Origin of the sequence: Roseomonas populi (assembly GCF_024594815.1) — a bacterium.
GTDB lineage: Bacteria > Pseudomonadota > Alphaproteobacteria > Acetobacterales > Acetobacteraceae > Roseomonas > Roseomonas populi.
Window position 1 is genome coordinate 20,330 of sequence record NZ_JANJOU010000039.1, and the last position, 26,393, is coordinate 46,722.

General features: G+C 71.1%; 24 protein-coding genes and 1 pseudogene. 12 read left to right on the forward strand and 13 right to left on the reverse strand.

Annotated elements, in window-relative coordinates; all coding sequences use genetic code 11:
- Position 1 precedes the first annotated feature (1 nt).
- The 3 genes from NRP21_RS26880 to NRP21_RS26890 are packed head-to-tail and all read left to right on the forward strand — an operon-like array spanning position 2 to position 3,551.
- Complete coding sequence (locus tag NRP21_RS26880; RefSeq protein WP_257719328.1) at positions 2-1,018, forward strand: NAD(P)H-dependent flavin oxidoreductase; 1,017 nt, start codon at positions 2-4, stop codon at positions 1,016-1,018.
- On the forward strand, positions 1,015-2,535 hold the full coding sequence (locus tag NRP21_RS26885) for an AMP-binding protein (RefSeq protein WP_257719329.1): 1,521 nt from the start codon (positions 1,015-1,017) through the stop codon (positions 2,533-2,535). The genes NRP21_RS26880 and NRP21_RS26885 overlap by 4 nt, the downstream gene beginning before the upstream one ends.
- Positions 2,532-3,551, forward strand: coding sequence for an MBL fold metallo-hydrolase (locus tag NRP21_RS26890; protein WP_257719330.1), 1,020 nt, complete (start codon positions 2,532-2,534; stop codon positions 3,549-3,551). The genes NRP21_RS26885 and NRP21_RS26890 overlap by 4 nt, the downstream gene beginning before the upstream one ends.
- Positions 3,552-4,333: 782 nt before the next feature.
- Here the strand turns inward: NRP21_RS26890 and NRP21_RS26895 are convergent.
- Together NRP21_RS26895 and NRP21_RS26900 are read right to left on the reverse strand one after the other, a co-directional pair.
- Positions 4,334-5,380 carry a fumarylacetoacetate hydrolase family protein gene (locus NRP21_RS26895; protein ID WP_257719331.1) on the reverse strand — a complete coding sequence of 349 codons (1,047 nt, stop codon included), beginning with the start codon at positions 5,378-5,380 and terminating at the stop codon, positions 4,334-4,336.
- A 1,086-nt stretch (positions 5,381-6,466) separates the two neighbouring features.
- Entirely contained in the window at positions 6,467-6,907 is a 441-nt protein-coding gene (locus NRP21_RS26900; RefSeq protein ID WP_257719332.1) for a PACE efflux transporter, read from the reverse strand.
- 91 nt (positions 6,908-6,998) lie between these two features.
- Here NRP21_RS26900 and NRP21_RS26905 point away from each other — a divergent pair, with 91 nt between their 5' ends.
- Positions 6,999-7,907 (forward strand): LysR family transcriptional regulator, encoded by a 909-nt coding sequence (locus NRP21_RS26905; protein ID WP_257719333.1) that lies wholly within the window; start codon positions 6,999-7,001, stop codon positions 7,905-7,907.
- Positions 7,908-8,346: 439 nt separating this feature from the next.
- On the opposite strand, the gene NRP21_RS26910 is transcribed toward NRP21_RS26905, so the two are convergent.
- On the reverse strand, positions 8,347-9,240 hold the full coding sequence (locus NRP21_RS26910) for a LysR family transcriptional regulator (RefSeq protein WP_257719334.1): 894 nt from the start codon (positions 9,238-9,240) through the stop codon (positions 8,347-8,349).
- Positions 9,241-9,371: 131 nt separating this feature from the next.
- Between NRP21_RS26910 and NRP21_RS26915 the strand changes: the two genes are divergently transcribed.
- The 4 genes from NRP21_RS26915 to NRP21_RS26930 all read left to right on the forward strand — a co-directional run bounded on the left by NRP21_RS26915 (position 9,372) and on the right by NRP21_RS26930 (position 12,691).
- The gene (locus tag NRP21_RS26915; RefSeq protein WP_257719335.1) at positions 9,372-10,361 is read left to right on the forward strand and encodes an isopenicillin N synthase family dioxygenase; all 990 of its coding nucleotides are present in this window, start codon (positions 9,372-9,374) and stop codon (positions 10,359-10,361) included.
- A gap of 98 nt (positions 10,362-10,459) precedes the next feature.
- On the forward strand, positions 10,460-11,311 hold the full coding sequence (locus NRP21_RS26920) for a transporter substrate-binding domain-containing protein (RefSeq protein WP_257719336.1): 852 nt from the start codon (positions 10,460-10,462) through the stop codon (positions 11,309-11,311).
- Positions 11,312-11,335: 24 nt separating this feature from the next.
- Positions 11,336-12,016 (forward strand): amino acid ABC transporter permease, encoded by a 681-nt coding sequence (locus tag NRP21_RS26925; protein ID WP_257719337.1) that lies wholly within the window; start codon positions 11,336-11,338, stop codon positions 12,014-12,016.
- Between the two features lie 3 nt (positions 12,017-12,019).
- A complete protein-coding gene (locus tag NRP21_RS26930) occupies positions 12,020-12,691 on the forward strand; it encodes an amino acid ABC transporter permease (RefSeq protein ID WP_257719338.1) in 672 nt (223 codons plus the stop codon).
- Positions 12,692-12,893: 202 nt separating this feature from the next.
- On the opposite strand, the gene NRP21_RS26935 is transcribed toward NRP21_RS26930, so the two are convergent.
- Positions 12,894-13,253, reverse strand: a complete 360-nt coding sequence (locus NRP21_RS26935; protein WP_257719339.1) for a hypothetical protein — start codon at positions 13,251-13,253, stop codon at positions 12,894-12,896.
- Between the two features lie 548 nt (positions 13,254-13,801).
- On the opposite strand from NRP21_RS26935, the gene NRP21_RS26940 reads away from it, so the two are divergent.
- Positions 13,802-14,449 carry a glutathione S-transferase family protein gene (locus tag NRP21_RS26940; RefSeq protein WP_257719340.1) on the forward strand — a complete coding sequence of 216 codons (648 nt, stop codon included), beginning with the start codon at positions 13,802-13,804 and terminating at the stop codon, positions 14,447-14,449.
- Here NRP21_RS26940 and NRP21_RS26945 read toward each other — a convergent pair.
- The 3 genes from NRP21_RS26945 to NRP21_RS26955 all read right to left on the reverse strand — a co-directional run bounded on the left by NRP21_RS26945 (position 14,446) and on the right by NRP21_RS26955 (position 16,120).
- Positions 14,446-14,673: a hypothetical protein gene (locus NRP21_RS26945; RefSeq protein ID WP_257719341.1), complete on the reverse strand. Its 228-nt coding sequence runs from the start codon at positions 14,671-14,673 to the stop codon at positions 14,446-14,448. The genes NRP21_RS26940 and NRP21_RS26945 overlap by 4 nt on opposite strands.
- Positions 14,674-14,698: 25 nt before the next feature.
- Positions 14,699-15,142 carry a hypothetical protein gene (locus NRP21_RS26950; RefSeq protein ID WP_257719342.1) on the reverse strand — a complete coding sequence of 148 codons (444 nt, stop codon included), beginning with the start codon at positions 15,140-15,142 and terminating at the stop codon, positions 14,699-14,701.
- 198 nt (positions 15,143-15,340) lie between these two features.
- Positions 15,341-16,120, reverse strand: a complete 780-nt coding sequence (locus tag NRP21_RS26955) for an SDR family oxidoreductase (protein ID WP_257719343.1) — start codon at positions 16,118-16,120, stop codon at positions 15,341-15,343.
- 138 nt (positions 16,121-16,258) lie between these two features.
- Here NRP21_RS26955 and NRP21_RS26960 point away from each other — a divergent pair, with 138 nt between their 5' ends.
- Positions 16,259-16,960, forward strand: coding sequence for a GntR family transcriptional regulator (locus tag NRP21_RS26960; protein ID WP_257719344.1), 702 nt, complete (start codon positions 16,259-16,261; stop codon positions 16,958-16,960).
- Positions 16,961-16,970: 10 nt separating this feature from the next.
- Here the strand turns inward: NRP21_RS26960 and NRP21_RS26965 are convergent, their stop codons facing one another.
- Together NRP21_RS26965 and NRP21_RS26970 are read right to left on the reverse strand one after the other, a co-directional pair.
- Complete coding sequence (locus NRP21_RS26965; RefSeq protein WP_257719345.1) at positions 16,971-17,972, reverse strand: Bug family tripartite tricarboxylate transporter substrate binding protein; 1,002 nt, start codon at positions 17,970-17,972, stop codon at positions 16,971-16,973.
- Positions 17,969-19,558 (reverse strand): bifunctional 3-(3-hydroxy-phenyl)propionate/3-hydroxycinnamic acid hydroxylase, encoded by a 1,590-nt coding sequence (locus tag NRP21_RS26970; protein ID WP_257719346.1) that lies wholly within the window; start codon positions 19,556-19,558, stop codon positions 17,969-17,971. The genes NRP21_RS26965 and NRP21_RS26970 overlap by 4 nt, the downstream gene beginning before the upstream one ends.
- 183 nt (positions 19,559-19,741) lie before the next feature.
- On the opposite strand from NRP21_RS26970, the gene NRP21_RS26975 reads away from it, so the two are divergent.
- Entirely contained in the window at positions 19,742-20,752 is a 1,011-nt protein-coding gene (locus NRP21_RS26975) for a VOC family protein (protein ID WP_257719347.1), read from the forward strand.
- A 112-nt stretch (positions 20,753-20,864) separates the two neighbouring features.
- Here the strand turns inward: NRP21_RS26975 and NRP21_RS26980 are convergent, their stop codons facing one another.
- The 4 genes and pseudogenes from NRP21_RS26980 to NRP21_RS26995 form a co-directional block, all read right to left on the reverse strand.
- Complete coding sequence (locus NRP21_RS26980; RefSeq protein WP_257719348.1) at positions 20,865-21,842, reverse strand: Bug family tripartite tricarboxylate transporter substrate binding protein; 978 nt, start codon at positions 21,840-21,842, stop codon at positions 20,865-20,867.
- Positions 21,839-23,425: a hydantoinase B/oxoprolinase family protein gene (locus NRP21_RS26985; RefSeq protein WP_257719349.1), complete on the reverse strand. Its 1,587-nt coding sequence runs from the start codon at positions 23,423-23,425 to the stop codon at positions 21,839-21,841. Before NRP21_RS26985 ends, NRP21_RS26980 begins: the two co-directional genes overlap by 4 nt.
- On the reverse strand, positions 23,422-25,437 hold the full coding sequence (locus NRP21_RS26990; protein WP_257719350.1) for a hydantoinase/oxoprolinase family protein: 2,016 nt from the start codon (positions 25,435-25,437) through the stop codon (positions 23,422-23,424). Before NRP21_RS26990 ends, NRP21_RS26985 begins: the two co-directional genes overlap by 4 nt.
- A 171-nt stretch (positions 25,438-25,608) precedes the next feature.
- Positions 25,609-25,794: pseudogene (locus NRP21_RS26995) on the reverse strand (hypothetical protein); the annotation flags it as partial.
- Positions 25,795-25,917: 123 nt separating this feature from the next.
- Here NRP21_RS26995 and NRP21_RS27000 point away from each other — a divergent pair.
- A partial coding sequence (locus tag NRP21_RS27000; protein WP_257719351.1) for a serine hydrolase occupies positions 25,918-26,393 on the forward strand: 476 nt, incomplete at its 3' end.

A 26,393-nucleotide genomic window follows, 5' to 3' on the forward strand; every position in this document is an offset into this window, starting at 1 on the left:
CATGCATCCCCCGGTCTTCCGCACGCGCATCACGGAACTGTTCGGCATCCGCCACCCCATCCTGGGCGGCGGGCTGATGTGGCTCTCGGATGCGCGCTACGTCGCCTCCATCGTGCGGGCAGGCGGCATGGCCTTCCTCACCCCGCGCTCCTTCCCCGGCCCCGGCGCCTTCGCGCGGGAACTCGTGCGCTGCCGCGAGTTGTGCGAGGGACTGCCCTTCGGCGTGAACCTCAACGTCTCCCGCGTCGAGAACCACAACCTGCACCTGGACGAGTGGCTGAACCTCTCCCTCCGTGCCGGTGTCCGCCACTTCGAGACGGTGGGCCGTGCCCCCGGCGACCTGATCCACCGCATCCACGCCGCCGGCGGCATCGCCATCCACAAATGCCCCCTGCTGCGCCATGCGCTGAACGCGGAGCGGGCGGGGGCCGACGCCATCACCATCATTGGGCGGGAGGCGGGCGGCCATCCCGGGAATGCGGAGTTCTCCTCCTTCATCGTCGCCCCTATGGCGGCGCGCACCCTGCACGTGCCGCTGGTGATCGGCGGCGGCATTGGGACGGGCGACAGCATCCTTGCGGCCCTCGCCGCGGGGGCGGAGGGCGTGCTGCTCGGCTCCCGCCTCCTTGCCGCCGAGGAGGTCTGGGCCCATCCCACCTACAAGGAGCGGATCGTCGCGGCAGAGCAGGAATCCTCCGTCCTCACCTTCTCCGGCAATCATCCCATGGGCGCCTGGCGCGTGCTGGAGAACGAGACCGCGCGCGAGGTGCTGCGGCGCGAGGCCGCCGGTGCCCGCGGCCACGAGGAGTTCTCCGACCTCGTCGGCGGCACGACCTCGCGCGACCACGCCTACCGCAACGGCGATGTAGAGCGGGGCATGCTCTCCTGCGGCCCGGCAGCCGCCTTCACGGCGTCGGTAGAGCCGATGGAAGCCATCATCGACACGTTGATGGCCGAGGCCGTGGCGGCCCGAGGACGCCTGACCCGCCTGGGCGCGATGGACGCCGTGGACGCATGAGCCAGGCCATCGTCTTCGGCGGCGTGACGATCGACGGCGATACCTTGCGCGACCGGGCCGCGCGCGCGGCCTCGGGCCTGGCCGCACTCGGCGTCGCGCCGGGCGAGCGGATCGCCGTGATGATGCGGAACGAGCCCGCCTATCTCGAGGTGATTCTGGCCGCGGACCGGATCGGCGCGGCGCTGGTGGCGATCAACTGGCATTTCCGTGCGGACGAAGCGGCGCACGTCCTGACCGACAGCGGCGCGCGCGTGCTGATCGTGCACGCGGACCTCCTGCCGGGGATTGCCGCCACGGTGCCGCCCGGGGTGGCGGTGATCGTGGTGCCGACGCCGCCCGAGATCCTGGAAGCCTATGGGATCGGCGCGCCGCCCGCCGCCCCGCCCGGTGCCCTGGACTGGCCCGGCTGGCGCGACGCGCACCCGCCCTGGACGGCCCCGACCCCACCTTCCCTCGGCATGATGCTCTACACCTCCGGTACGACGGGGCGGGCCAAGGGCGTGCGACGCCTGCCCGGCACGCCGGAGCAGCACGATTCCGCCCGGCGCATCCGCAACCTCGTGGGCGGAGCCCGGCAGGGCATGCGGACCGCGGTGGTCGGCCCGCTGTACCATGCCGGCCCGGCCTCCAGCGCGCGCGTGGCGCTGGCCCAGGCCGAGCTGATCGTGGTGATGCCGCGCTTCGACGCGGAGGCGCTGCTGCGCGCGATCGAGGGATACCGGCTCACGCACCTCGCCCTCGTTCCCATCATGTTGGTGCGCCTGCTGAAGCTGCCCGAGGCGGTGCGCGCCCGCTACGACGTCTCCTCGCTTGAGGGCGTGACTCATGGCGGCTCCGCCTGCGCGCCGGAGGTGAAGCGCGGGATGATCGCGTGGTGGGGCCCCATCCTCTCGGAGACCTATGGCTCCACGGAGGCCAGTCTCATCGCCGCCTCCCGCTCGGAGGAATGGCTGCGCTTCCCCGGCACGGTCGGGCGCGCCCTGCCCGGCACCTCCATCCGCATCCTCGACGAGGAGGGACGGGTCCTGCCTCCCGGCGAGGTGGGCGAGATCCACGTGGATTCCGGGCCGAACGCCCTGCCCTTCACCTATCACAACATGCCCGAGGAGCGGGCGCGGGTGGAGCGGGACGGCCACGTCACCAACGGCGATGTCGGCTACCTGAACGAGGAGGGTTACCTCTTCGTCACAGACCGCAAGCGGGACATGGTCATCTCTGGCGGCGTGAACATCTACCCCGCCGAGATCGAGGCCGCGCTGATCACCCACCCTGGCGTGCTGGACTGCGCCGTCTTCGGGGTGCCGGACCGGGAATACGGGGAAGCCCTGGTCGCGGCCGTGCAGCCGCGCCCCGGCGCCGCGCCCACCGCGCAGGGTGTGCGCGACCACCTGCGGGAACGGCTGGCGGGCTACAAGGTCCCGCGGCGGGTCTGGCTGGTGGATGACATGCCGCGGGACAGCATGGGCAAGGTCTTCAAGCGCCGCCTGCGCGAGGCCTATGCCGGCGTGACGGCGTGAGCCTGCCGGCGCCGGGCCGGCCGCCCCCGGGCAGGCTGGCGGAGGTGGCGCCCGGGCTGCTGCGGGCCTGCATGCCGCTTCCGGGCCCGCCGTCCCACGTGAACTGCTGGCTGATCGCGGACGGGGAAGGATGGCTCCTCGTCGATACCGGCCGCGGCGATGCGGCCACCCGCGACCTGTGGCGGGGGATCTTCGCCACCTCGCTCGGCGGCCGGCCGGTCACGCGCGTGCTCGTCACCCACTTCCACCCGGACCATGTCGGGCTGGCCGGCTGGGTCTGCGCCGAGTGGGGCGCGCCGCTCCTCATGCCCCGCAGCGAGTGGCAGCGGACGCGCATCCTGCTGATGCAGGACGAGGCCGAACTGACGGAGCTGTTCATCGACCTCCAGCGCCGGGCCGGCGCCGGGCCGGAGCACCTGGCCTGGTTGCGCGGCGCGGGCTTTCCCTATCGCGGCAGCGTCGCCCCCCTGCCCCGCAGCTTCGATCCCATCGCGGAGGGCGATCTGCTCCGGACAGGGGATCGGCGCTGGCGGGTGCGGATCGGGGCGGGGCATTCGCCGGAGATGGCCTGCCTGCACGACGAGGCGGGCGGCATCCTGATCTCGGCCGACCACATCCTACCCCGGATCTCTCCGCATGTCGGGCTCCAGCCGACCGAGCCCGATGCGGACCCGCTCGGCGTCTTCCTCACGGCCCTGGAAAGCTTCTTGCGGATCCCGGCTGGTACGCGTGTGCTCCCCTCCCACGGTGAGCCCTTCCAGGATCTGCACGGCCGCATCGCGGCCCTCCGGCATCACCACGAGACGTCGCTGGCGCGGCTGGCCGCTGGCCTGGGCCCCGGCCTCACCGCTCTGGAAGCCCTGCCGCTCCTTTTCGGCAGGGCTTTCGAGGGACGGCAGCTCGCCTTCGCACTGGGTGAGTCGCTCGCCCACCTCGCCCTTCTACAGCACCGCGGGCGTGCTCGCCGTAGCGAGACCCCGGAAGGCGTTTGGCGCTTCGAGGCAATCACCTCGTGACCGCACGTGGGTGCTGCGCGAGCCGCCGTCGTGCTTCCACGGTGAGCAGGGCGCAGGCGGACGCATAAGCCGGCGCCCCTTTCCCTCCTGGCACCCGCAGAGCGTGAGTTGGCCATTCCTCGCTTCGAGCGGAAGCTGCGAAGTGCCGGCTGGTTCGCCATTCCCGTACGACGGCGCCTCACAAGGATGGACGTGTCCTCTTCCATGCGATGTCGCTAGATCCACGATCATGTCGGACGCCTCCCTTCCTTCGGACGTTCCGCTCCCTGGCACCTGCACACGTCGCTCACCGCGGAGCGGCTGGCCACGGCGGCACGACTCCTCGCGCGCGGCCGTGACCGGGTCCGCGCAGGGTGGCCCCGATGGCTGCGCGCAACGCGGGGTGGAGGCGTCGGAGGGTGCCTGCGTCCGTCTTGAAGGCAGCCCTGATCAGTTTGAGGATCTCTGGCGCAACCCGGGGCAGAACCCCGTCCTCAGGGCGCGCGGCGCGCCAGACTTGGCCGGCCCCGGCGAGCGTGGTGACGGCCGACGGATAGGGGCACGCGACGAGGGCCGAGAGCGCGCCGCAGAGGCGGGCGAGAACCCTCAGCAAGGTTGCCTCCTCCGTCCTGGGAGGCCTGAGCAGCAATAAGGACGGGAGCCGCAGGATGGGCTCGCCTCCCAGCTTAGCGAGGGCGAGTTCCCGCTCGACGGTGGTGATGTCGGAAGTCGGGAAAACCGGGGCGTGCAAGCAGCACGGACGGTGGCGGCAGCCAGTCCCCAACCGGCTGCCGCCCAGCCAGTCAGGTCAGGGTGACGTGCAGGTCGCCGATTCTCTCGATGGTGGTGACCATGCGATCGCCCGGCTTCAGCCACACCCGCTTCTCCGGCGGGTAGCCCGCGATCACGCCCTCGCAGGTGCCGGTGAAGATGACGTCTCCGGGCTCCAGGGTGAAGTGCTTCGAGCAGTAGGCAATGATCTGGGCGCAGTTGAAAATCATCTTGCTGGTGTTGGTCGATTGCCGCACCTCGCCGTTGACGATCATCTTCATGTCCAGGTTGTTCACGTCGACCTGATCCGCGCTGACCAGCCAGGGGCCGAAGGGGCCGGAACCGTCGACCGTCTTGCCCAGCATCCACTGCGTGGATCGGTTCTGCAGGTCGCGCGCGGTGAAGTCGTTGCCGCTCGCGTAGCCGAAGACGTAGTCCAGCGCCTGTGCCTCAGGGATGTTGCGCCCGCCGCGGGCCATCACCAGCACCAGCTCCGCCTCGTAGTCCCAGTTCCTGGCCGGCTCACCTGTGACCCGGATGGTTCCGCCGTGGTGGTTGAGCGCGCTGTTGTACTTGTTGAACAGGATCGGTTCTTTCGGCGGCGGCGAGCCTCCCTCGGCCGCATGGGCCGCGTAGTTCAGGCCGACGCAGATGATTTTACCGGGGTTCTCGACGATCTTGCCGAACCGGACCTGGGCCTCGGGGATGAACTGAGCCGCCGGCGCCCTCGCCGCGCCGTCCGCCAGCAGGGCACCGAGGGCCGCGATGTTGCCCCGCCCCTGGATCAGGTCGCTGGCCGTAACCGGAAGTCCCTGCCGCATCGCACGCTCAGCCGCGGCCACGTCCAGCACGCCGCGCGGGGTGCGCACACCCAGCCCCGGGCCGCTATCGGTGACGATCGTGGTGATGTCGATCCCGCGCAGCCGCGCCGCGTTGCCCGCGGCGGGCGTTGGCGGGGATGTGGTGGTCTGGGCCACGGCCGGCGATGCGGGCGTGCCTGCCAGGCCCGCACCCGCGGTCAGGCCAAGGCCGGTCAGGCGCAGCACCGTCCGCCGATCCTGTACGGAACTGTCTTCCATGGCTTCTTTCCTCCCGAGCGGATGATCCCCGCCCGGGCGGGATGGAGCGCCCGCAGAGGGTACGTTTGCAACCGCAACATTCGAGTGAGTCGATCTGGCTGCCCGCCGGCGAAGTCCGCGCTTCAAGTTCTCGGTACCTCACGACGCGAGAAGGGCGCTAGGGCAGACATGGACGTGCAACCCGCTCCCTCGTCCGATGCTGCCGCCCCCCCCCGCAACCAACGGGCGCGCGCGTGCAGCGACGCCCTGATACGGGCGAAGCCGCGCCCGGGGAGGCTACCTCCGGGCACGATCGCGGTGGACGGCCGAGGACCCCTGGCGGTCAGCGTGCCGGTGCCCGGTGTTGCTCGAGGCCGGCCTGACGGCACCTTCGGGAAGCGCGCAGTTCGCGACTGCCTTGGTCCTTCCGGGTGTCTCCCACCTCCTTCACGCTCACGACACCGGTTACACCTTCGCCAGGTCCAGTTCTCCCTTCGCGCCCCAGCCCCAGACGTCGGTCGGCACCTCGGGGCGGAACCCAACCCGGTTCGAATCCTCCCGCTTGAGCGAGGCGGCGAGCCCCGCATCGCGGCCTCTACCTCCTCCAGCCGCCTGCCGGATACCTTAGTGACGCAGGCCCGCACCGGTGCGGCGGGGAGTGGCTCGCCAGCCCCGGCGTCGGCCGTCGGTAGAGTCCCCACCCCTCGCCGAACCCGCGGCCAGGTCGGATTTCAGCTTTCTCGACGACGCCTCCCCTGCCCCGCCCACCTGGTCGCGGCCGCGAGAGTGCTGGGCTACTCGGGCCTCAACATCTGCGCCAGGAACACGCTCGCAGGGGTCGTGCGCGGGTACGTGGCCGCCGGGAGGCGAGCCGGCCCTTCGTGGTGGGCTGCCGCCCCGTGCTCGACGAGGCCACCTACCTTGCCTGGCCCAGTTGCCGCTCCTCCTATGGCCGCGTCACGGCCCTCCATGCCGCCCAGCCGGGACTTCCGCCGAGCGCCCGACCCGGTGGTTCTCACGTCTTTTCAGCTCGCCCGAAAGCAGACGCAGATGCTCGCCGGGCTGGGCCCAGGACGGTCGTGGCGTGGAAAAGGCGACGCGGGCCGCCTAGGAGGCGGCCTCTGCGGCCACCTTCCAGTCCTGCAGGGGGAAGACGCGATCATAGGCCAGGTTGAAGGCGAAGGCGTAGGCCACGTAGAAGGCGGCGATCGCCAGATCCATGACGAAGGCCTGGACAAGGGTGACGCCCAGGTACCAGGCGATCGGCGGCAGCAGGATGACCAGCAACCCGGCCTCGAACAGGACGGCGTGGGCGATGCGCAAGCCCAGGCTCTTCCGGGTGTGCCCGGCCCAGCGCTGCATCGCGCGGTCGAAGCCGAGGTTGTAGGCATAGTTCCAGGCCGTGGCCGCCACGGCGCTGCCGACGCCGATCACGCCCATGGTCTCTGCGCCCAGCCCGAAGACGAGGCCGCCCAGCGGGATGATGAGGGCAAGGCCAATCAGCTCGAACAGGATGGCATGGCGTATACGGTCACGGGTGGTGCGCATGGTCTGAACTTCTCGAAAAACGTCGATGGCGCGGGTTTTCCATCCGAAGCGGCCGGAGTAACAAGTCAGGAGCCATCTGGAATTCAGATAGATGCCGGTCTCGTTGGAGCAGCTCGAGGCCTTCGTGGCAGGGGCGGAAACAGGGTCGTTCTCGGCCGCGGCCCGTCGGCTCCGGAAAGCCCAATCCGCAGTCAGCACCCATGTCGCCAATCTCGAGGCTGACCTCGGGCTGGCGCTGTTCAGCCGCGCCGGGCGAAACCCCGTCCTGACACCCGCCGGGCAGCGCCTGCTGCTGGAGGCGCGCGTGGTGCTGGACCGGCGAGAGCACCTGATGGGCGTCGCCGCCAGCCTGGAGCAGCGGGTGGAGAACCGGCTGGTTGTGGCGATCGACGAACTCTACCCGGAGCATGCCTTAGGGGCGCTCTTCGCGGACTTCGCCCGGCACTTCCCGTTCGTCGAATTGGAGTTGCTGTTCCCGCTGATGGAGGACGTCAGCCGACTGGTTCAGGCCGGTACGGCCGACCTCGGGGTGATGTGGCGGCAGGAGGCGCTGCCGACCGAGATGGGCTTCCAGACCATCGGCTGGGTGCCGCTCAAGCTCGTCTGCGGGCGGGGACACGCGCTCGCCAAGGAGCGGGTGGAGTGGGAGGAGCTGAAGCGCCACCGGCAAATCTTGGTCGCCGCCCGGAGCGACGGGCCGGAGAAGCGGCGCCTGCGCGTGGCCGCCGAGGTGTGGTGGGTGGAAAGCCACTGGGTGATCCTGGAGATGGTCAAGCACGGGATCGGCTGGGCCTTCGTGTCTGACCACGTGATCGCCGCCTCTCCCGCAGCGCCCGACCTCGTCACGCCCGACCTGCAGTTCGACGACGGCGACTGGCCCGTGGCGCTGGAACTGGTGTGGCACAAGCAGCGGCCCTGCGGCCCGGCCGCGGCCTGGCTGCGCCAGCGCTTCGCAGCGACCCGGATCGGCGATGGGTTCGGAGGTGGCAGGGGAAGCTGACAGGACCGTCGAGAGCGCGACATCCGTCCGACGCAAACGACCTCAACGTCGCGAAAGGGAGACGCGGCATTCGCACTACCGAGCTCTGACACTTGACGAAGGTCCGCTTCCGCTACCTCTACACCCGAGAGCGGCCGTTCCGCTTTGGGCCAGCTTCGGTCCAAGGTTCGCCCCGGCTCCGGCGCCGAATGATCAGTCGGCCCGGTGTAGGCCGTCGGCCACGTCCTCCGCCGCTTCCACGAGGACACGGTGCACGAAGCTCACGGCCGCATATTCACGAAGCTGGCGGACGGTCAGTTGAATGGCTTGGCGACGGCCTGCAGGAGACTCTCAAAACCTCAATCTCGCCGAGCGGTTCGCACTCGAGTTCCTCCGTCGAAAAATCGGCGCGACGGCGGATTTATGAAGGGCCGACTGCCGGCCCCGCGCTGCGGGGCTGTCAGCCCGTCCGATAGGTATCCAGCGCCTGTCGTATCGCGCGCTCGAAGTTGCGCCCGGCCTGGGTCAGCGGGTGGGCGTCGTGGCGGAGCATCCATACCCCGGTACTGAGCGCCGTGCTGAGGGGCCGGAACGCGATGCGCCAGCGATGGGCGTCGCGCGCCATGAATGCGTCCACGATTGCCACGCCCACCCCAGCATCGACGAAGGTACAGGCAATCATGGGATAGCGGACGACCACATCGGGCTGGCGTCCGATCCCGTGGGCCTCGAGATGGGCCACGGTCAGCGCCCCGATGGGCGTGGAAGAGGCATAGCCGATAAGCGGGAGCGCTGCGAGATCCTGCAGCCCGACCACTGCCTCGCGCGCAAGCGGCCATTCCTCCGGGATGGCTGCATACATGGGAAACTGGCCGAGCAGTTCCTCCCGCAGCAGGGGATGGTCGGCCCGGAACGGCGAGAGGCCGAGATCCGCCTGCCGCAGTAGCAGCCGCTCCACCACGCTGGCATGGGCCGTGGTGTTGACGTCCAGCACCACCTGCCGGCTACGCCGGCGGAACCGCATCAGCGCGTGGGGCAGGAGATTGGCACCGAAGGAAGGGCTTGCCGCGACACGCAGCACGGAGGGGCTGCCGTTGCGCAAACCCTCGGCGAGGCTGCTGACCCGTTTCAGCCCGCCCAGGGCGGCCTCCGCCTCCGTGTAGAGCGCCCCCGCCTCCGGCGTCGGCACCAGGCGCCCGGCGCGCCGCTCGAAGAGGGCGTATCCCAGCTGATCCTCGGTGTGGCGGAGCATGCGGCTGACGGCCGGGGGCGAAACGGCCAGGAGCCGGGCCGCCCCGGCCACGGAGCCTGTCTGCATCACCGCGCAGAAGATCTCGACCTGCCGGACATTCACCTGGCCAGCCTCCGCCGGGAGTTAACATGGGGTTACGGCCCACCCCTGAATCCGTATGCAATCTCACGGCCAGCCCGTGATTAGCTTCCGCCAGGGCCTTTCGGGGCGGCGGGCAGAAGAGGGCTGAAGCCATGACGAGCGTTCCCATCATCGACGTGTCCGGCCTGCGCGGGGACCGGGCCGCGCGGCAGGCCGTGGCGGACCAGATCGGGCGCGCCTGCGAGGAGATCGGCTTCTTCTGCATCACCGGCCACGGCATCCCGCAGGAGCTGATCCGCCGCGTGAGGGAGGCGTCCCTCGCCTTCTTCGACCGGGACGAGGAGGAGAAGCGGGCGATCGAGCGGCAGCCACCCTCCTACCGCGGCTACATCCCCCTCGCCTCCGAAGGCCTGGCCCGCAGCCTGGGGCGCGCCGGAGCGGCCGCGGACCTGAAGGAGGCCTTCAGCATGGGGCCGGTCGGTGCGCCGGACGATGCCTATCACCGCTCGGCCGAGGCGGCGCCACATTTCGCGCCCAACCGTTGGCCTGCCAGCCCGGCGGACTTCCAGCCGGCCTTCGAGGCCTATTATGAGCAGCTTGCGGCGCTGGCCGGCACGCTGCTCGGCGGCTTCGCCCTCGCGCTCGGCCTGCCGGAGGACTGGTTCGCGGACAAGGTGGACCGGCACATCAGCAACGTCCGCGCGCTGCACTACCCCGCCCAGCCGGAGGAGATCGAACCGGGCCAGATCCGCGCCGGCGAGCACACGGACTATGGCTGCCTCACCATCCTGCTGACCGAGGCGAACAAGGGCGGCCTTGAGGTCCTCAACCGTCGCGGCGAGTGGGAGGCCGTGCCGCATCTGCCGGACAGCTTCGTCGTGAACATCGGCGACCTGATGGCCCAGTGGAGCAACGACCGCTACGTCTCCACCATGCATCGCGTGGCGAACCCGCCGCGCTCCGGCAATACGCGGCGCCTCTCGATCGCCTTCTTCCACCAACCGAACCACGACGCGCTGATTGAGTGCATCCCCGGCTGTGCCGGCCCCGGCAATCCCGCCCGCTATGAACCCATCACCTCCGGCGGGCACCGGCTGATGAAGGTGAGCCGTGCGAACCAGGCAGCCACGACCATGGCCTGACGAGCCGGGGCCAGCGCTCTGGCACGCGACTTGCGAGCAATTTGCGAAGTGCTGCCCACTCTCTGAGCAGCCACTGCACGAGGACCAGGATCCCAATCATGCGAGTGCTTCCGAAGCGCCTGTTCCAGATCGTGCTGGTCAGCCTCCTCGTGGCAGGCGGCACGGCGCAGGCGCAGAACCAGCCGCTGCGCACGGCTGTGGACGCCAACTTCCCGCCCCACGCCTTCACCCGGCTGGACGGCAAGCTCGACGGTTTCCAGATCGACCTGGGCACCGAGCTGGGGCGACGCCTGGGGCGCGAGGTGCAGGTCGACGGCACGAACTTCGCCGGGCTGATCCCGGCGCTGAACGCCGGGCGCTACGACTTCATCCTCGCCCCCGTGACGGCGACGACGGAACGGGCGGAGAACCTCTTCCTCACGGAGGGCTACCTCTTCACCGCCTATCAGTTCGGCATCCGCCGCGGCAGCGCGCCGATCACCGGTGTGGGCGACCTGCGCGGCAAGATCATCGCCGTGAACAAGGGCAGCGCCTATGACGGCTGGACGCGCGAGAACGCGGAGCGCTATGGCTTCACGCCGCTGGTGCTGGACACCTTCACGGACGCGACCCTGGCCGTCGTGCAGAACCGCGCCTATGCGCAGCTGGGCGGCAACACCACCATCCGCTACGCCGCGCAGCGCAACCGGCAGTTCACCGCCGATCTCGTGCTGCGCGACACGCGCGCGCACTGGTCCCTCGTCGCCCGGCGCGGCGACACGGCCATGCGGGAGATGCTGGAGAACGCGCTGGAGTGCATGAAGCTGGACGGCACCCTGGCCAAGCTGTCCGAGAAGTGGTTCGGCACGGCGCCGGAGGCGGACGACGCGGAGCGCGTGGCCTTCCCCGGCTACGGCGTTCCCGGCCTGCCCGGCTACGATCCCGCCCCGCACACCCCGCGCTGCAACTAGCGGCCGGGGACGCGGCACCGCCGCATGTCGGAACAGCCGGGCTTCCTCTTCACCTTCTTCAACACCCGCGTCCTCCTCGCGGCCCTGCCGGAAGTCGCGAAGGGCTTCCTGCTGACGGTGGAGCTGGCGCTGCTCGTTGTGGCCAGCGGCCTGGCGATCGGGCTGCTGGCGGCCATGCTGCGCCTCGGTGGGCGGTGGTGGATCAACCTGCCCCTGATCTTCGTGGTGGACCTGCTGCGCGCGGTGCCGCCCCTGGTCATCATCGTGCTGCTCTTCTTCGGGCTGCCTTCCCTGGACGTGGAGCTCTCCGCCTTCGTCACCACCTGGATCACCCTCGCCGCGGTGCTTGCCGCCTTCGCGGAGGAAATTTTCTGGGCGTCCATCCGTGCCGTGCCGAAAGGGCAGAAGGAGGCGGCGCGCTCCCTCGGCCTCGGCGCGTTGCAGACCCTCCTTCTCGTCACCCTGCCGCAGGCGCTACGGATCGCCGTGCCGCCGCTGACCAACCGGACCATCGCCATCGTCAAGGGCACCGCCTTCGGCTCCGTGGTCGGGCTCTCCGACATTCTGGGGGCGGCGCAGTCCGTCACCTCCTTCACGGCAAACCCCTCGCCGCTCATCCTGGGGGCCGCGGCCTACGTGGTGCTGTTCACGCCGATTATCCTGCTCGCCCGCTGGATCGAATCGCGCCTCGCTTGGTCGCACTGAGCGATGGCCGACTTCGCCGAAGCCTTCCTCAACCTCGGCATCCTCTCCGAGGCCTGGTGGCTGCTTGCCATGGGCGCGGGCCGCACGATCGCGCTGTCCCTCCTCGTCGTGCCGATCGGGCTGGCGGCCGGTCTGGGCCTGGCGCTGCTGTGCCGGCGCGGCCCCGCCATTCGGCGGGCGACCGCGCTCTTCGTGGACCTGTTCCGCGCCCTGCCGCCCCTCGTGCTCCTCATCCTCCTCTACGCGGGCCTGCCTTTCGCCGGGATCAACCTGGGGGCCTGGGGCTCCGTGGCGGCCTGCTTCCTGCTGAACTCCGGCGCCTACTACTGCGAGGTCTTCCGGGCCGGGCTGAAGGGCGTACCCCTGGGGCAGGAGGACGCGGCGGCCGCGCTGGGGCTGCGGCCGGTCCAGGCCCTGCGGCTGGTCCTGCTGCCGCAGGCCGTCCGGCTGGTACTACCGGACCTGGTCAGCAACACGCTGGAGGTGGTGAAGCTGACCTCCATCGCCTCGGTCGTCAGCGTGGCCGAGCTTCTGTTCCAGGCGCGGCAGGCCCAGAGCATCACCTACAACGCCACCCCGATTGTAGCGGCCGCGCTGACCTACTTCGTTCTGCTCTGGCCCCTGGTCCGCATCCTCTCGCGGTTGGAGGAAGCCCGGCTCCGTTCGTCCCGGTGACAGGTGCGGACCACCGGGACAGGGCTACGCCGTTCGGGCCGGGACGTTCGGGAGCAGCAGGCCGAGTTGGCCACTTGGCCGCAGGCGATGCACGCGCCCCGTAATCGTGCAGGCCGCTCTGCCCCGCTCGGTGAAGTGGAGATCCCCGCCGTCGCGAAGACCAGGTTATTCGATTCCTTGAAGTGCTCGCTGTCGCGACGGGTCAGCACCGGGCCAACCACCCCCGTTGCCAGGTCGAAGGTGGGGAGACCTGCTTGTAGCCGGCGATGCGGAGGCGCTCTCCGTTCGGATGCAGGATCTGCCCGTCCGGCTCGCCGTCGTACTCGGCGATCGCCGTCCATTGCCCGTCCAGCGAGATTCGGAATATGCGGCCGTGCGGGGCGCCGGTGACGTAGAGATGGCCCGCGCGGTCCGAGCAGAGCCCTTCGAGGAAGGGGTTGGCCGGACGGCCGCGCTTGTTGGCCCTCGACCACTCCATCACCACGGGGCCGCGCAGCTCCTGCGGCATCTCCGTGTGCATCGAGGTCGCGACATTTCGAAGCAGGGGCCGGAGACTCTGCATGGCTCGTCTCCCGTAGCGTCCACCCGTTGGCATCTTCCGGCGGATCGGACGCCCATCCTGGCGCCTCATGCCATCGGCGGGCCGCCTGCTTGCCGGCGCCTCGGTTGACCCGCCGGCAGGGACTGGTTCATCACGAGCATCAAGAAGTCATGGAGAGGATGTGTTCCATGCCACACCGGCCCCGGCTTGTGCCCCGTCGCGTGGCGCTTGCAACCGCTCTCGACGCAGCCCCTGCTTGGGGCATGCCCGGTCCGGCCTCGGCCCAGGCGTCTGGCAGGGTGTCCTTGCGCCGACCGGCACCCCGGGACCGATCCTTGGGAAGCTGCGGTCCGAGATCGTCGCCAACACGCCCGCCGGGGCCAAAGCTTACGTCGAGGCGGAGATGGTGCGTCGGGAGCGGGTCCTGCGCGAGGCAGGCGTCCGCCCGCGATGAGCGCGGGGCAGCGCGCAAGCGCCGTGGCGGCTAAGGATCGGCAACCAGGCTCTGGCGAGGGCGCTTGGACCAGCTCCGTAACTTCGCCGAACTCAACTCCGGAAGAGGAGATCGCATGTCAACGCTGACCATCTGGGGACGCGAGAACTCGGTGAACGTCCAGAAGGTGCTCTGGTGCTGCGGCGAGTTGGGCCTGGCGTACGACCGCCGGGACGCGGGCATGAAGTTCGGCGTCGTGGACACCCCGGAGTACCGGGCCCTGAACCCGAACGGCCGCGTTCCGACGCTGGTGGACGGCGATGTCGTGCTGTGGGAGTCCCATTCGATCCTCCGCTACCTGGCCCTGCGTCAGATCGAGCAGGAACCGGAGGCGGCCAGCATTTACCCCGAGGGCGCCGCCGCACGCGCCCGGGTGGATCGGTGGCTGGACTGGGTTCTCTCCACTCTGCAGCCCGCTGAACGGGCCCTGTTCTGGGGCATGGTGCGTACCCGCCCGGAGAACCGCGACGCGGCCGCGATCCGCGTCTCGGCGAAAGCGTCCGGTGAGGCTTGGCAGGTGCTCGACGCTCATCTCGCGCACGGACGCCCCTATGTTGAGGGGGACCACCTGACGCTCGCGGATATCGCCCTGGGCGCCTATGCCCGGCGCTGGTTCGGCGTGGAGGTCGAGGACCGGCCGAATCTGGCCCGGATCGAGCGGTGGTACGAGCGCCTCGGCCAGCGCCCGTCCTTCAAGGACCATGTTGCTCCACCTCTGACTTAGGCAGAGCAGATCCTGTCTGCCCCGTGCCCGTTCTGCGGCGTGCCGTCCTGACGTCTCTCTACCCGCAGCGCGCACAGGCCCGACATCAGCGCTTGGCTGCCGGCATCGACGGCGGAAGTGGAGATGACATCGAAAAGGTCAGAGAACGGCAGGGCACCGGGGCGGTGCTCCGTGACGGGGGTCATGATGTCGTCGCCCGGGCCCTCGTCGCCTATGGCGTGCATGGAACCGAACCGACCACCGGCGCAGTTAGCGGCCCGGAGCGTCCCTGACCATGCGCACGAAGGACTCAAGGAGCGCTGGCATCTCCACCGCCTTGGCGGGCAGCCGCTCTTCGGGGAGGGTCAGGCCGTCGAGGAAGCGGCCGCTGCCAGTGTAGAGCGACAGCTCCAGCCCCTCGCCGACGATCTCCGCGCGGCAGACGACCTCCTCGTCCCCGGCCTTGCGCCTGGCGGCGGTGACGCAGGCCACGATCTCCTCCAGGCCGCGGGTCTGCGCCCCGGCCTCGTCCAGGAACTCCTCGATCTCGGCCCCGACAGTCGTGAGATCGCTCTCGCCGGGGCGCAGCATGTCCAGCGTCTCGGCGTCGGCGTAGTGGGTCAGGAGGACAGCATCGAGCTCCCCCGCGACCTCACGTGCCAGCTCCACTGCCGTCGCCAGGATCTCATCCGAGTGGTCTTCATCATGCGGCATGCTGGGTATTCTGGATCCGGGCGGGAGTGCTTGCACCCTCGACGGCTGGAATGCCCCCACAGCAGCCCTGGTAAGGCACGCTCGGCTTCTCGAAAGCGGACGGGCGCCGTGAGCGGCCTGATCCTCGCCGGGGCACCGGTGGCTACGCCTGAGACCTCCCGCGTCTGCACCACGGGGCGGGACAGCGCCGCGACGAGCTCAGACGAGCGCCGGATAGGAGCCGCCGTCTATATGGACGTTCATGCCGGAGACGAAGCCGGCATGGGCGCTGCACAGGAAGGCGCAGGTGGCGCCGAATTCCTCGGGTCGGCCCAGACGGCGGGCGGCGATGGACTTCACCTGTTCCGCCCGTGCCTCCTCATAGGTGATGCCGAGGCGGGCGGAGGCCTGCTGCGCCATGAAGTGCTGGCGGTCCGTGTCGATGCGCTCGGGCAGCAGGTTGTTGATCGTGACGTTGAAGGGGGCGACCTCGAAGGAGAGGCCCTTCATCGCGGCCGTCAGCCCGGCGCGCGCGCCGGAGGACATGACCATGTGCGGGCGCGGCGTGGTGACCATGGCTGAGGTGATGTTGATGATGCGGCCGAAGCGCCGTTCCTTCATGGCGGGCAGCACGGCGGCCGTGAGCAGCAGGGGCGCGACCATGTTCGCGTCCAGCGCGTCGAGCCAGTTGTCCCGGCCCACGTCGAGGAAGCCACGTGGAGTGGGGCCAGCGTTGTTGTTCACCAACATGTCGGGATCGGGAAGGGCGGCGAGGAGGGCGGCCCGGCCGGCCTCCGTCGTCACGTCTCCGGCCACCGGGGTCACCTTCACGCCGTGGCGAGCACGGATTTCGGCGGCCGCCGCCTCCAGGCGCGCCAGGTCCCGCCCGTTGACGACGACAGCCACGCCTTCCGCGGCCAGGGCCTCCGCGCAGGCGCGGCCAAGGCCGCGGCTGGAGGCGCAGACGATCGCGCGGCGGCCCTTGATGCCTAGGTCCATGCTTGTGTCTCTCTGGTCTGTCCGGGCGGCGGGCCCAAGCGGCGCCTGAGGGCGCCAGGGGTGCGGAAAGCGGTCCGGGAGGGTAAGCTCCTCCGGAGGACGGTCGGGAGGCGGTGGAGGAAATTGGGGGAGGCGCGCGTGTCGGAGCCGCTGGCGGGAGCGGAGGAGGACCGGAAGGAGACCCTGGCCTCCTCGACGTATGAGCGCCTGCGGCACGAGATCCTGACGGCGGCGCTACCGCCAGGCGCCAAGCTGCATATCCGCGCCTTGTGCGACCGGCTGGAGATCGGGCTGAGTCCGGTGCGGGAGGCGCTGAGCCGCCTCTCGACCGAGGGGCTGGTCACGCAGATTGACCACCGCGGCTTCTTCGTCGCCCCGCTGACGGAGGCGGACCTGGCGGATGTCACGAAGGCGCGCTGCTGGATCGGCGAGGTCGGGCTGCGCCACTCCATCGCCGAAGGCGACGCGGCGTGGGAGGAATCCGTGCTGCTGGCCTTCCACCGCCTGTCCCGCACGCCACGGCACGATCCAGCGCGCGGGCCGGCGGGCCCCGCCGACCGCAACCCGGCCTGGGAGGCGGCGCATCGGCACTTCCACGCCCGGCTGACCGCCGCCTCAGGCTCCCAGTGGCTGCAGCAGGCCTGCGAGCAGCTCTTCGACCGGGCGGAGCGGTACCGCCACCTTGCGCGGCTGGCCGGCGTCACCCGCTCCTCCAGCGAGGAGGAGCACAAGGCGATCATGGAGGCGACGATCGGGCGCCGGGCCGACGAGGCGGTGGCGCTGCTGAACGCCCACTTCACCCGCACGGCGGATCTGGTGCGCAAGGTGCTGGCGGGCTGATCGGGGCCGGTCACAGTTCCAGCGTGATGCCGAGGGAGCGGATGAGCGGCACCCAGATCTCCCGGTCCTCGCGCACCGCGCGGTCGTAGTCCTCCGGCCCGCCGCCGAGCGGCTGGATGCCGATGGCGGCCATGCGCGCGCGCACGGCTTCGTCCTTCAGTACGGCCTGCAGCTCGTCGGACAGCCGCTGCACGATGGCGTCGGGCGTCGCGCGCGGCACCACCAGGGCCTGGAAGGAGAAGACGTCGAAGCCCGACAGCTCCAGCGCCTCGTTCACCGTGGGCACGTTCGCCAGGTCCGGCAACCGCTCCGCCTGGCAGGTGGCCAGCGGGCGGACGCGGCCGGAGCGGAGGTACTCGCCGCCGGCGGCCGTATCCACTACCGCCACCTCCACCTGGCCCGCGATCACGTCGTTCAGCGCGGGCGCGGAGCCGCGATAGGGCACGTGGTTCAGCTGGATGCCGACCGTCCTGCACAGCCGCTCCATTGTCAGGTGGTGCGGGGAGCCGATGCCGGGGGAGGCGTAGTCGATCTTGCCCGGCGCTGCCTTCGCCCTCTCCACCAGCTCTTTCGCGGTGCGGATGGAGGATTGCGGGCCGACGGCCAGCACCTGCGGCACGCGCGCCATCAGGCCGACGGGGCGGAAGTCCTTATCCGGGTCGAAGGGCAGGCGGCGGTAGAGGACGGGGACGAAGATGACCGTGCCGTTGTCCACCGTGGCCAGCGTCAGCCCGTCCGGTGCCGCCTTCGCCGCCGCGTCCGCGCCGATGGTGGTGGAGGCGCCCGGGCGGTTCTCGATGACGATGGGCTGGCCCAGGCGGGCGGAGAGCGCCTGCGCCACCACCCGCGCCACCGTGTCCGTGCCGCCACCTGGCGGGGCGCCGACGATCCAGCGGACAGGCCGGTCCGGGTAGGCGGCCAGGGCGCCGCCCAGGGGCAGGGCGCCGAGGGGCGCCGCGGCGGCGAGCACGGAGAGAAGTGCGGTGCGGCGGGTGGGGTGGAATGGCTTCATGGGACGTTCTCCTCCTGTGGCGTTCGTTCTTCCTCGAAGACAGCCGCCGCGGCGCCCCGGACCAGGCGCCGCGCGCCTTCCGCGTCCCGCGCGATGCCGTAGGCGTGGCGGTCCGGGCGGATCAGGGCGGCGCGGGCGCCGTGGCGGTCCAGCCAGTCCCGCGCGAGGGAGCCTTCCTCGGCCGTCGCGCCCTCGCCGGCCTCGGCCCGCGGCAGGACCGCGAGCGCCCGGCCGCCCAGCCGCGCCAGCGCCGCCCGCTCCGCCTCGCCCAGCCAGGCGAGATCGGCGGTGTCGCGGAACAGCATGACGAAGGCGGGGCCGAGCACGTCGTCCATCAGGGCCGGGCCCTCGGGCGTGACCAAGCGCGGTTGCACGGCCAGGGTCCCCGCCACCTCCCCGGAATCCCGGTCGATCAGCCCGTGCGCGATGCGGGGGATCACGTCCTGCCGGTTCACCACGATCTGGCGGCGCAGCCGCGCGTCGCGCTCCCGCGCGCGTTCCAGGTCCAGCTCACCGATGACGAGCCCGGCCTCCTTCGCGCGGGCCACCACGGTGCGAATATGCGGCTTGCGCTCGGCCTCGTAGCTGTCCAGCAGCGCCTCCGGCGCGCCGTCCCGCAGCACCATCCGCAGCTTCCAGGCGAGGTTCACGGCATCCCGCACCCCGGCGCAGAGGCCCTGGCCGAGGAAGGGCGGCATCTGGTGCGCGGCGTCGCCGGCCAGGATCACGCGGCCCCGCCGCCACCTCTCCGCCACCAGCGCGTGGAAGCGGTAGACGGCGCTGCGCCAGATCTCCACCGCCTCCGGGTCGATGAAGCGCGCCACCTGGCGGCGGACATTCTCCGCCTCGCCGAAGGCGCGCGGGTCCTCGCCCGGCAACAGCTTGATCTCCCACCGGACGAGGTCTCGCGGGCCGGGGATGTAGGTGGAGGGACGCTCCGGCCAGCAGTACTGGATGCATTTCGGCGGAAAGCCCTCCGGCCCGTGCCGCAGGGCATCCACCACCATCCACCACTCGTCGAAGGCCAGGTCCTCCACCCCGATGCCGAGGCGGCGGCGGGTGGGGCTGCTCGCGCCGTCGCAGGCGACGAGGAAGCGGGCCTCGATCACTTCCCTAGCGCCGGTTCCGGCGTGCTCCGTCAGCACGCGCACGCGGTCGCCCGCCTCCTCCACCTGGGTGGCGCGACTGGAGAGCCGTACGGAGACATCCGGCAGCTCTGAGGCGACCTCGCGCAGCGCCGCCTCCAGCTCCGGCTGGATGAAGACAGCGGTAGGGATCCAGCCCAGCGGGAAAGGCGGCGGCATGGGATCGAAGGAGCGGATCACGCCGCCATCCACGCCCAGGTAGTCCGTGCCGGGGTGCGGCGCGATCACCCCGGGCAGGCGCCGGCCCAGCCCGCAGAGCTGCAGGGCATGCAGCATCTCGTGGTCGGCGGTGATGGCGCGCGGCTTGTCGTAGACCTCGGCGGCCTGCTCCACCACCACGACCCGCAGCCCGGCCCGGCCGAGCAGGTTCGCCAGAATCGCGCCCACCGGCCCGTAGCCGAGGACGGCGACGTCATGGGCTGTCGCGTGCCCAACTCCCACCGCCCCCAAGGCACCCTCCGCATTTCATCGATCAAACACTCATTATACAGAAATGATCGATCATCATTGCGGCGAAGGTCAAGCCCTGCTTTCATGCCCCTGCCGGGGTGGGGGTCGGCCGGGCCGGCGCGCCGGGACGGATTCGCCCCCTTCCCGGCCGCAGAACCAGTCCGAGAAGGCCCGATGCAGCTCCCCCCGACGGTTTTCGACCCTGCCTTCAACATCACCCGGGCGAGCCACATCGTCCTGACCGTCGACGATCTCGACGCCAGCCGCCGCTTCTATGAGGAGGTGATCGGCCTCATCACCAGCGCGGCGGACGCGGACGCCGTGTACCTGCGCGGGGTAGAGGAAGCCTGCCACCACTCCCTCGTCCTCCGCCGCGGCTCCGGCACCCCCGGCTGCACCCGGATCGGCATGCGCGTGGTGAACGAGGACCACCTCGCCCGCGCGCACGACGTGCTGGCCGAGATGGGCTGCACCGTCTCCTGGGCCGAGGCGCCCTACCAGGGCCGCACCCTGCACGTGACCGACCCCGTGGGCACGCCGCTCGAGCTCTGCGCGCGCATGGACGCCATGCCGCGCATGATCACCCGCTTCAGCACGCACAAGGGCGGCGCGGCCGGGCGGCTGGACCACTACCAGATCCTCACCCCCGAGGTCGGCAAGGCGCTGGCCTTCTACAACAAGCTCGGCTTCCGGCTGACCGAGTACATCATGCCGCCCGGCGGCGAGGTCCTCGGCGGCGTCTTCCTCCAGCGCAAGGGCAACCCGCACGACATCGTCTTCTTCAACGGCATCGGCCCACGCCTGCACCACTTCGCCTACACGGTCGCCGAGGGCGCCAACCTGCTGCGCGCCTGCGATGTGGCCGGCGAGCTCGGCTACGGCCGCAAGGTGGAGCGCGGCCCCGGCCGCCACGGGCCCGGCCATGCCATGTTCGTCTACTTCCGCGACCCCGCCGGCCACCGCATCGAGCTGTTCAACACTCACTACCAGGTCATGGACCTGGAGAACGAACCCGTGGGCTGGGATCCGGCCGATTCCAACATCTCCTTCCCCTGGGGCCTGCCCGCCCAGCGCCGCTGGTTCGAAGAAGCCACCCCCTTCGAAGGCGTCACCTCCAGCGAACCCGCGGCCCGGCCGAACCCGCTGAGCCTGGAGCGGTTCCTCGCTGCGCTGGACGCGGGTTGACAGCGGCCCAGCCGTCGGGTGGCGACGCTCCCTGAAGCACCGGCGCCTGACGGATGTCCGCTACCGCGCTTTGCCGCCCCGAAGCAGTCGGGCGGCTCCCGGCCAGAGGCGGCTACTCCTCGACTTCTACCTTCGCGTCGCGCACCACCTCCGCCCAGCGGTCCATGTCGGCGCGCCAGACCGCGTCGAACTCTGCCGCGGAAGCCGGTGCGGGCGAGGCGCTGATGGTGCGGAGCCGCGCCTGTCCCTCGGGCGAGGCAACGGCCTTCGCGATCACACCGGAGAGCTGATCCACCGTGCGCGGGTTCATCCGGGCCGGCCCGAAGATGCCGACCCAGCTCGTCACCACGAAGTCCGGCACGCCCGCCTCCGCCATGGTCGGCACTTCCGGCAGGGAGGGCAGGCGGGCGGCGCTGGTCACGGCAAGCGCTCGCAGCGTGCCGCCCTGGATCTGGCCGAACACGTTCGGTAGATTGTCGAACATCACCTGAATGCGGCCCGCCTGCAGGTCCAGCACCGCCGGGGCACTGCCACGATACGGCACGTGGGTCATCGTCAGGCCCGAGCGCAGGCGGAACATCTCCCCCGTCAGGTGGATCGAGGTGCCGGCGCCCTGAGAACCGAAGTTGACTCCATCAGGCCGCGCGCGACCCCAGTTGATGAACTCCTGCACCGTCCGTGCCGGGGAACCCGCCCCGACCACCATCACGTTGGCGAATTCGGAGATGCGCCCGATGGCGGTGAAGTCCCGCGCTGCATCAAAGGGCAGGTTGCGGCGAAGGGCCGGGGTTACCCCGTGCGACCCCGCGCCGCCCACCAGCAGCACCGAGCCGTCCGGCGGCGCCTTGGCCACGTAGTCGGACGCGATGGTGCCCCCTGCGCCCGGGCGGTTCTCCACGATCGCGTTGATCCCGAGCTGCTCGCGCAGGGCATCGGTCACGAGGCGGCCGGTCACGTCGAAGGAGCCGCCGGGTGCGTAGCCGACGATCACACGCACCACGCGCGTGGGGTCGAGCTGCGCCATAGCCGGCGGCGTCATCGCCGCCAGGCCGAATGCGGAGAGGACCAGCGATGCGAAGACGCGTCTCATGTCGGGGTTCCCCAGCCTCCGGCGCCGGCCGTGCCCATCCGCAGCCGGTCGCCAGTGTTCAGTACCGTGGTCAGCTTCGACCGCACTTCCTCCCGCGCGCCGTCCGCGCGGATCACCCACGCCTCCGCCAGGCGACCATCCCTACCGCCGGCGCTGCCCCTCGCCGCGTGGCTGTGCCGCTCCCCCCGGAAGGTCAGGGTGAGCGGGCCGCGCAGGACCTCATACTCTCGGTCGATGCCGGCCCCGCCCGGGTGCCGGCCGGTCCCACCGGAGCCGCGCCGCACCCGCAGGTGGTGGACGCGCACCGGCGCGTCCGTCTCCATCGCCTCCACCGGCAGGTTCATCGTGTTGCCGACATCGGTGGAGACGCCGTTCACCCCCGGCCCGAGCAGCGACCCGCCGCTGCCGCCCGAGAGCACCTCCGTCACAACCCAGGCCGACCCGTCGGGCCGCCGCCCCGAGAGCGCCATGACGGTGGAGCAGCCGGAATTGGCGGCGGGGATGCGGTCCGGCAGCGCCCCGGCCAGGGCGCCGAGGATGGCGTTGGTCACCAGCTTCACCGTGCCCGTGCGCGCGTTCAGCGCGGCGGGCATCTGCGGGTTCAGCAGCGACCCCTCCGGCAGGATCACCTCCAGCGGGCGCGCGCAGCCGCCGTTGTTCGGGATGTTCGGGCCCGTGATGGCACGCAGCGCGAAGAAGCAGCCCGCCATCACGCCGGCCGGCGCCGCGTTCACCGGGCCGCGTACCTGCGGCGCGGTGCCGGTGAAGTCGAAGCGCATCTCGTCCCCAGCCACGGTCACGCGCACCCGGATCGGTACGGGCCGGTCCAGTTCCACCCCGTCGTTGTCGAGCGCGTCCTCGTAGGTCCAGCTCCCGTCGGGGATGGCGCGGATGGCGGCACGGGTGGCGGCCTCGGCCCGCCGCACCAGCTCCGCCATCATGGCCGTGAGCGGCCCGGCGCCGTGGCGCCCGGCCAGCTCCTCCAGTCGCGCCGCGGCGAGGTCGCAGCAGGCGATCTGGGCATCCAGGTCCCAGAACAAGGCGTCCGGCGTGCGGGTGTTCAGGGCGATGATGCGCGCGACCTGCGCGTCGATCACCCCGTCCCGCCGCCATCGCAGCGGCGGCAGCCGCAGCCCCTCCTGGAAGATCTCGGTCGCAGTCGTAGGGAGGGAGCCCGGCGTCATGCCACCGAGGTCCTGATGGTGCACGATCGCCCCTGCCAGCGCGATCACCCGTCCCTCCGCGAAGACCGGCACCATCAGCGACACGTCCGGGATGTGCGTGCCGCCGTCGTAGGGGTCATTCATCAGGAGGACGTCGCCAGGGCGCATCTCCGCCACCGGAAACTCCCGGACCATCCGCGCGACGGCCGGCATCAGGGCGCCGAGCAGCAACGGCAGGGAGACGGACTGCGCGATCAGCGTCCCGTCCGGCAGGAAGAGGCTGGCAGAGGCGTCGTTCGCCTCCCGCACGATGGGAGAAACAGCGGAGCGCAGCATCACCGCCTGCATTTCCTCCGCGATCGCCTCCAGGCGGCGGCGGACGATCTCGACCGTCGCGGGATCCAGGTGTTCCGCGTTCACGGCGCGCGCTCCATCAACAGGTGGGCGGGACCGGCCGTCACGCACCATCCGGCGGGCACGACGACGGTGGTGTCGTCCTGCTCGATGATGGCGGGACCGGGCAGGACCTCGCCGGGGCGCAGCGCGGCGCGGGGCACCACCGCCACCTCCCCGGCCAGGCCGCCGATCACCGCCCGCCGGCCCGTGCGCTGGGCGCGACCGCCGGCGGCCGCGCGCGGCGCCACCGGGGCCGCGCGCAGCCGCCGCACGGCGCGAAGAGAGATCAGGCGCACCGGCGCCTCGCGCGCATGGCCGTAGGTGGCGCGATGGAGGGCGATGAAGCCGTCGCGGATGGCGGCGCGGGGCTCGGGCCCTTCCGGGGGCAGCGGTACCTCCAGGTTGTGGCCCTGGCCCACGAAGCTGGCACTGGCAGTCAGGACCAATTCCGCCTCGGCGGGGCCGACGCCCTCCGCCGTCATCGCCGCTCCGGTCTCCTCGGCCAACGCGGCGATGGCGGCGCGAAGATCCGATTCGGGCAGCTCGTCCAGCAAGCAGCCGAAGCCGCGCGCGGCGTCGTGCTCCAGCGGCGCATCCAGCAGGCCCGTCGCGGCCAGCACGCCCGGCGCGGCGGGGATGACGATCCGAGTCTGGCCGAGATCCTCCGCAATGGCGGCCGCGTGCAGCCCGCCACCGCCGCCGGCCGCCACCAGGGGCAACTCTCGCGGGTCCACGCCACGCGCCACTGTCACCGCCCGCACGGCCTCGGCCATGGTGGCGTTGATGATGCGGTGGATCGCCACCGCCGCCTCCCGCACGCCCAGCCCGAGAGGGCCAGCCACCTCGCGCTCGATCGCCGCCGCCGCCGCCTCGGCGTCGAGCGGCAACTCCCCCGCGGCGAAGCGGGCTGGGTCCACCAGCCCGAGCACCACAGAGGCGTCCAGCACCGTCGGCCGGGTGCCGCCGCGGCGATAGCAGGCCGGCCCCGGCGCGGCCCCCGCCGAGCGCGGCCCGACCCGCAGGCCGCCCGCGTCGTCGATCCAGGCGACGGAGCCGCCGCCGGCCGCGACCGCCAGCACGTCGGCTGTCGGCACGCGCACGGGGAAGGTGCCGATCATCCCGTCCATCCGCAGCGCCGGCGCGCCGCCGCGGATCACCGCCACGTCCGCGCTCGTCCCGCCCACGTCGATCGAGACGCCGTCCGAATGCCCAGCCTCGCGTAGCACTGCCGCCGCGCCGATCGCGGCGGCCGAGGGCCCGGAGAGGGTCAGGCGGATCGGCCGCTCCCGCGCCGCCGCCGCCCCCAGCAGCCCGCCGCGCGAATGCATAACCTGTAGCGGCGCGCCAACTCCGGCTCCGCCGAGGATCGTCTCGATCCGGCCGAGGTAGCTGCTCATCACGGGCTTCAGGGCGGCGTCGAATGCGGTGGCGCAGGTCCGCTCGTACTCGCGCGGCGCTGGGTCCACCTCCGAGGAGAGGGAGACTGCCAGGCCCGGGCAGGTGGCCCGTACGATCTCCCGCGCGCGGCGCTCGTGGGCGGGATTGGCGAAGGCGAAGAGAAAGCAGATCCCCACCGCCTGCGCCCCAGCCTTCTCGAGCGCCCGTGCGGCCTCGGCCACCTCTGTCTCGTCCAGCGGCTCCCACACCGTGCCATCCGCGCCGATGCGCTCCGCCACCTCCATCCGGCGCTCCGGCGGGACCAGCGCCACCGGCGTCTGCGGGCCGAAGAGCAGATCGTAATTGGAGGCGCGGGTCATGCGGCCGAGCTCGATCACGTCGGCGAAGCCGCGCGTGGTGATCAGCCCGACCGGTGCGGCCGTGCTCTCCAGGATGGCGTTGGTGGCCACCGTGGTGCCGTGCAGAAAGCGGCGCACGTCCTCCGCCCCGCCCTCGCCCAGCAACCGGTCCAACGCGTGAACCACGGCGCGGGCGGGATCGTCCGGCGTGCTCGGCACCTTGAGGGAACGCAGGGACCCGTCCCTGCCGCGAAGCACCGCGTCCGTGAAGGTCCCGCCGATGTCGATGCCGATCTCCAAACCGCCGCTCCCCCGTAGTCCCGATCCGTCCGGCCTCGGCCCGATCGCGGGGGCTATCCTGTCACACGCCGCGCCGGCAACAACCCTTCCCCCAGAGAGCAGGAGGAGCTGCCAGGGAGGAACACATCGTGTCCGGCCAGAACCGGATGTTGGCGGACCTCGTCTGATGGTTCAGCCTGCCATCCACTCTTTCAGCTTCGGCCATCGCCGGCGCGTGTTCCGGTTCTTGACTGCGATGCCCAGCGCCCGCCGCTGGCCGACGAGGACGACCAGCCGCTTGCCCCGGGTCACGCCGGTGTAGAGCAGGGCCGGCATGGCGTAGTGCTGGGTGGTGAGCGGGATCACCAGGGCCGGGTAACCGGGGTGGCGCAGACAGCCACGGAGCGCCAGCCCTCGACGCCTCCAGCCCTTCGCGGTTGGGGAAGTGTTCCGATGAGTGCCCACCCTGGCCAGTAATCCGTAGTGAAGCGATGATCAGGCATGACTTCGCCCGATCTCCCCCGCGCTGTACTGGAAGCGGCCTCGATCTGCTCTACCTGGGCAGCAGAGGGCGGACCTGGCGGCGCCCTGGTCGTCTTCGACACCGCGGGGCCGCGCGAGGTCGTGGCAGGCGGGCTCGCCAGCCTGGAGCACGGCCTGCCCTTCACCCCCGCCACCCCGACTCGCTGGGCCTCGATCAGCAAGCAGTTCTGTGCCACGACGGCCCTGCTGGCCGGCTTCCGCCCGGAGGACCGCCTCGCCGCGCTCGTTCCCGGCCTGGCCCCCGCGATTGGCGCCCTCCCGTTGGCGCGCGCCATGGACATGACCGGCGCCATCCCCGACCTGATGGAGACGCTCTGGCTGCTTGGCCTGCCCTTCAGTGCCAGCCTGTCCGAGGCGGAGCTGCTCGAGCTCTGCCGCCGCCTACCCGGCACGGGCGGGGCGCCCGGGGAGGAGATGGCCTACTCCAACACGGG

Bases quoted from the DNA above. Each gene is read 5' to 3' on its own strand.
- NRP21_RS26880 (WP_257719328.1), top strand. From the start codon at position 2: ATGCATCCCCCGGTCTTCCGCACGCGCATCACGGAACTGTTCGGCATC.
- NRP21_RS26885 (WP_257719329.1), top strand. From the start codon at position 1,015: ATGAGCCAGGCCATCGTCTTCGGCGGCGTGACGATCGACGGCGATACC.
- NRP21_RS26895 (WP_257719331.1), bottom strand. From the start codon at position 5,380: ATGGAAGACAGTTCCGTACAGGATCGGCGGACGGTGCTGCGCCTGACC.
- NRP21_RS26900 (WP_257719332.1), bottom strand. From the start codon at position 6,907: ATGCGCACCACCCGTGACCGTATACGCCATGCCATCCTGTTCGAGCTG.
- NRP21_RS26905 (WP_257719333.1), top strand. From the start codon at position 6,999: ATGCCGGTCTCGTTGGAGCAGCTCGAGGCCTTCGTGGCAGGGGCGGAA.
- NRP21_RS26915 (WP_257719335.1), top strand. From the start codon at position 9,372: ATGACGAGCGTTCCCATCATCGACGTGTCCGGCCTGCGCGGGGACCGG.
- NRP21_RS26920 (WP_257719336.1), top strand. From the start codon at position 10,460: ATGCGAGTGCTTCCGAAGCGCCTGTTCCAGATCGTGCTGGTCAGCCTC.
- NRP21_RS26925 (WP_257719337.1), top strand. From the start codon at position 11,336: ATGTCGGAACAGCCGGGCTTCCTCTTCACCTTCTTCAACACCCGCGTC.
- NRP21_RS26930 (WP_257719338.1), top strand. From the start codon at position 12,020: ATGGCCGACTTCGCCGAAGCCTTCCTCAACCTCGGCATCCTCTCCGAG.
- NRP21_RS26935 (WP_257719339.1), bottom strand. From the start codon at position 13,253: ATGCAGAGTCTCCGGCCCCTGCTTCGAAATGTCGCGACCTCGATGCAC.
- NRP21_RS26940 (WP_257719340.1), top strand. From the start codon at position 13,802: ATGTCAACGCTGACCATCTGGGGACGCGAGAACTCGGTGAACGTCCAG.
- NRP21_RS26945 (WP_257719341.1), bottom strand. From the start codon at position 14,673: ATGCACGCCATAGGCGACGAGGGCCCGGGCGACGACATCATGACCCCC.
- NRP21_RS26950 (WP_257719342.1), bottom strand. From the start codon at position 15,142: ATGCCGCATGATGAAGACCACTCGGATGAGATCCTGGCGACGGCAGTG.
- NRP21_RS26955 (WP_257719343.1), bottom strand. From the start codon at position 16,120: ATGGACCTAGGCATCAAGGGCCGCCGCGCGATCGTCTGCGCCTCCAGC.
- NRP21_RS26965 (WP_257719345.1), bottom strand. From the start codon at position 17,972: ATGAAGCCATTCCACCCCACCCGCCGCACCGCACTTCTCTCCGTGCTC.
- NRP21_RS26975 (WP_257719347.1), top strand. From the start codon at position 19,742: ATGCAGCTCCCCCCGACGGTTTTCGACCCTGCCTTCAACATCACCCGG.
- NRP21_RS26980 (WP_257719348.1), bottom strand. From the start codon at position 21,842: ATGAGACGCGTCTTCGCATCGCTGGTCCTCTCCGCATTCGGCCTGGCG.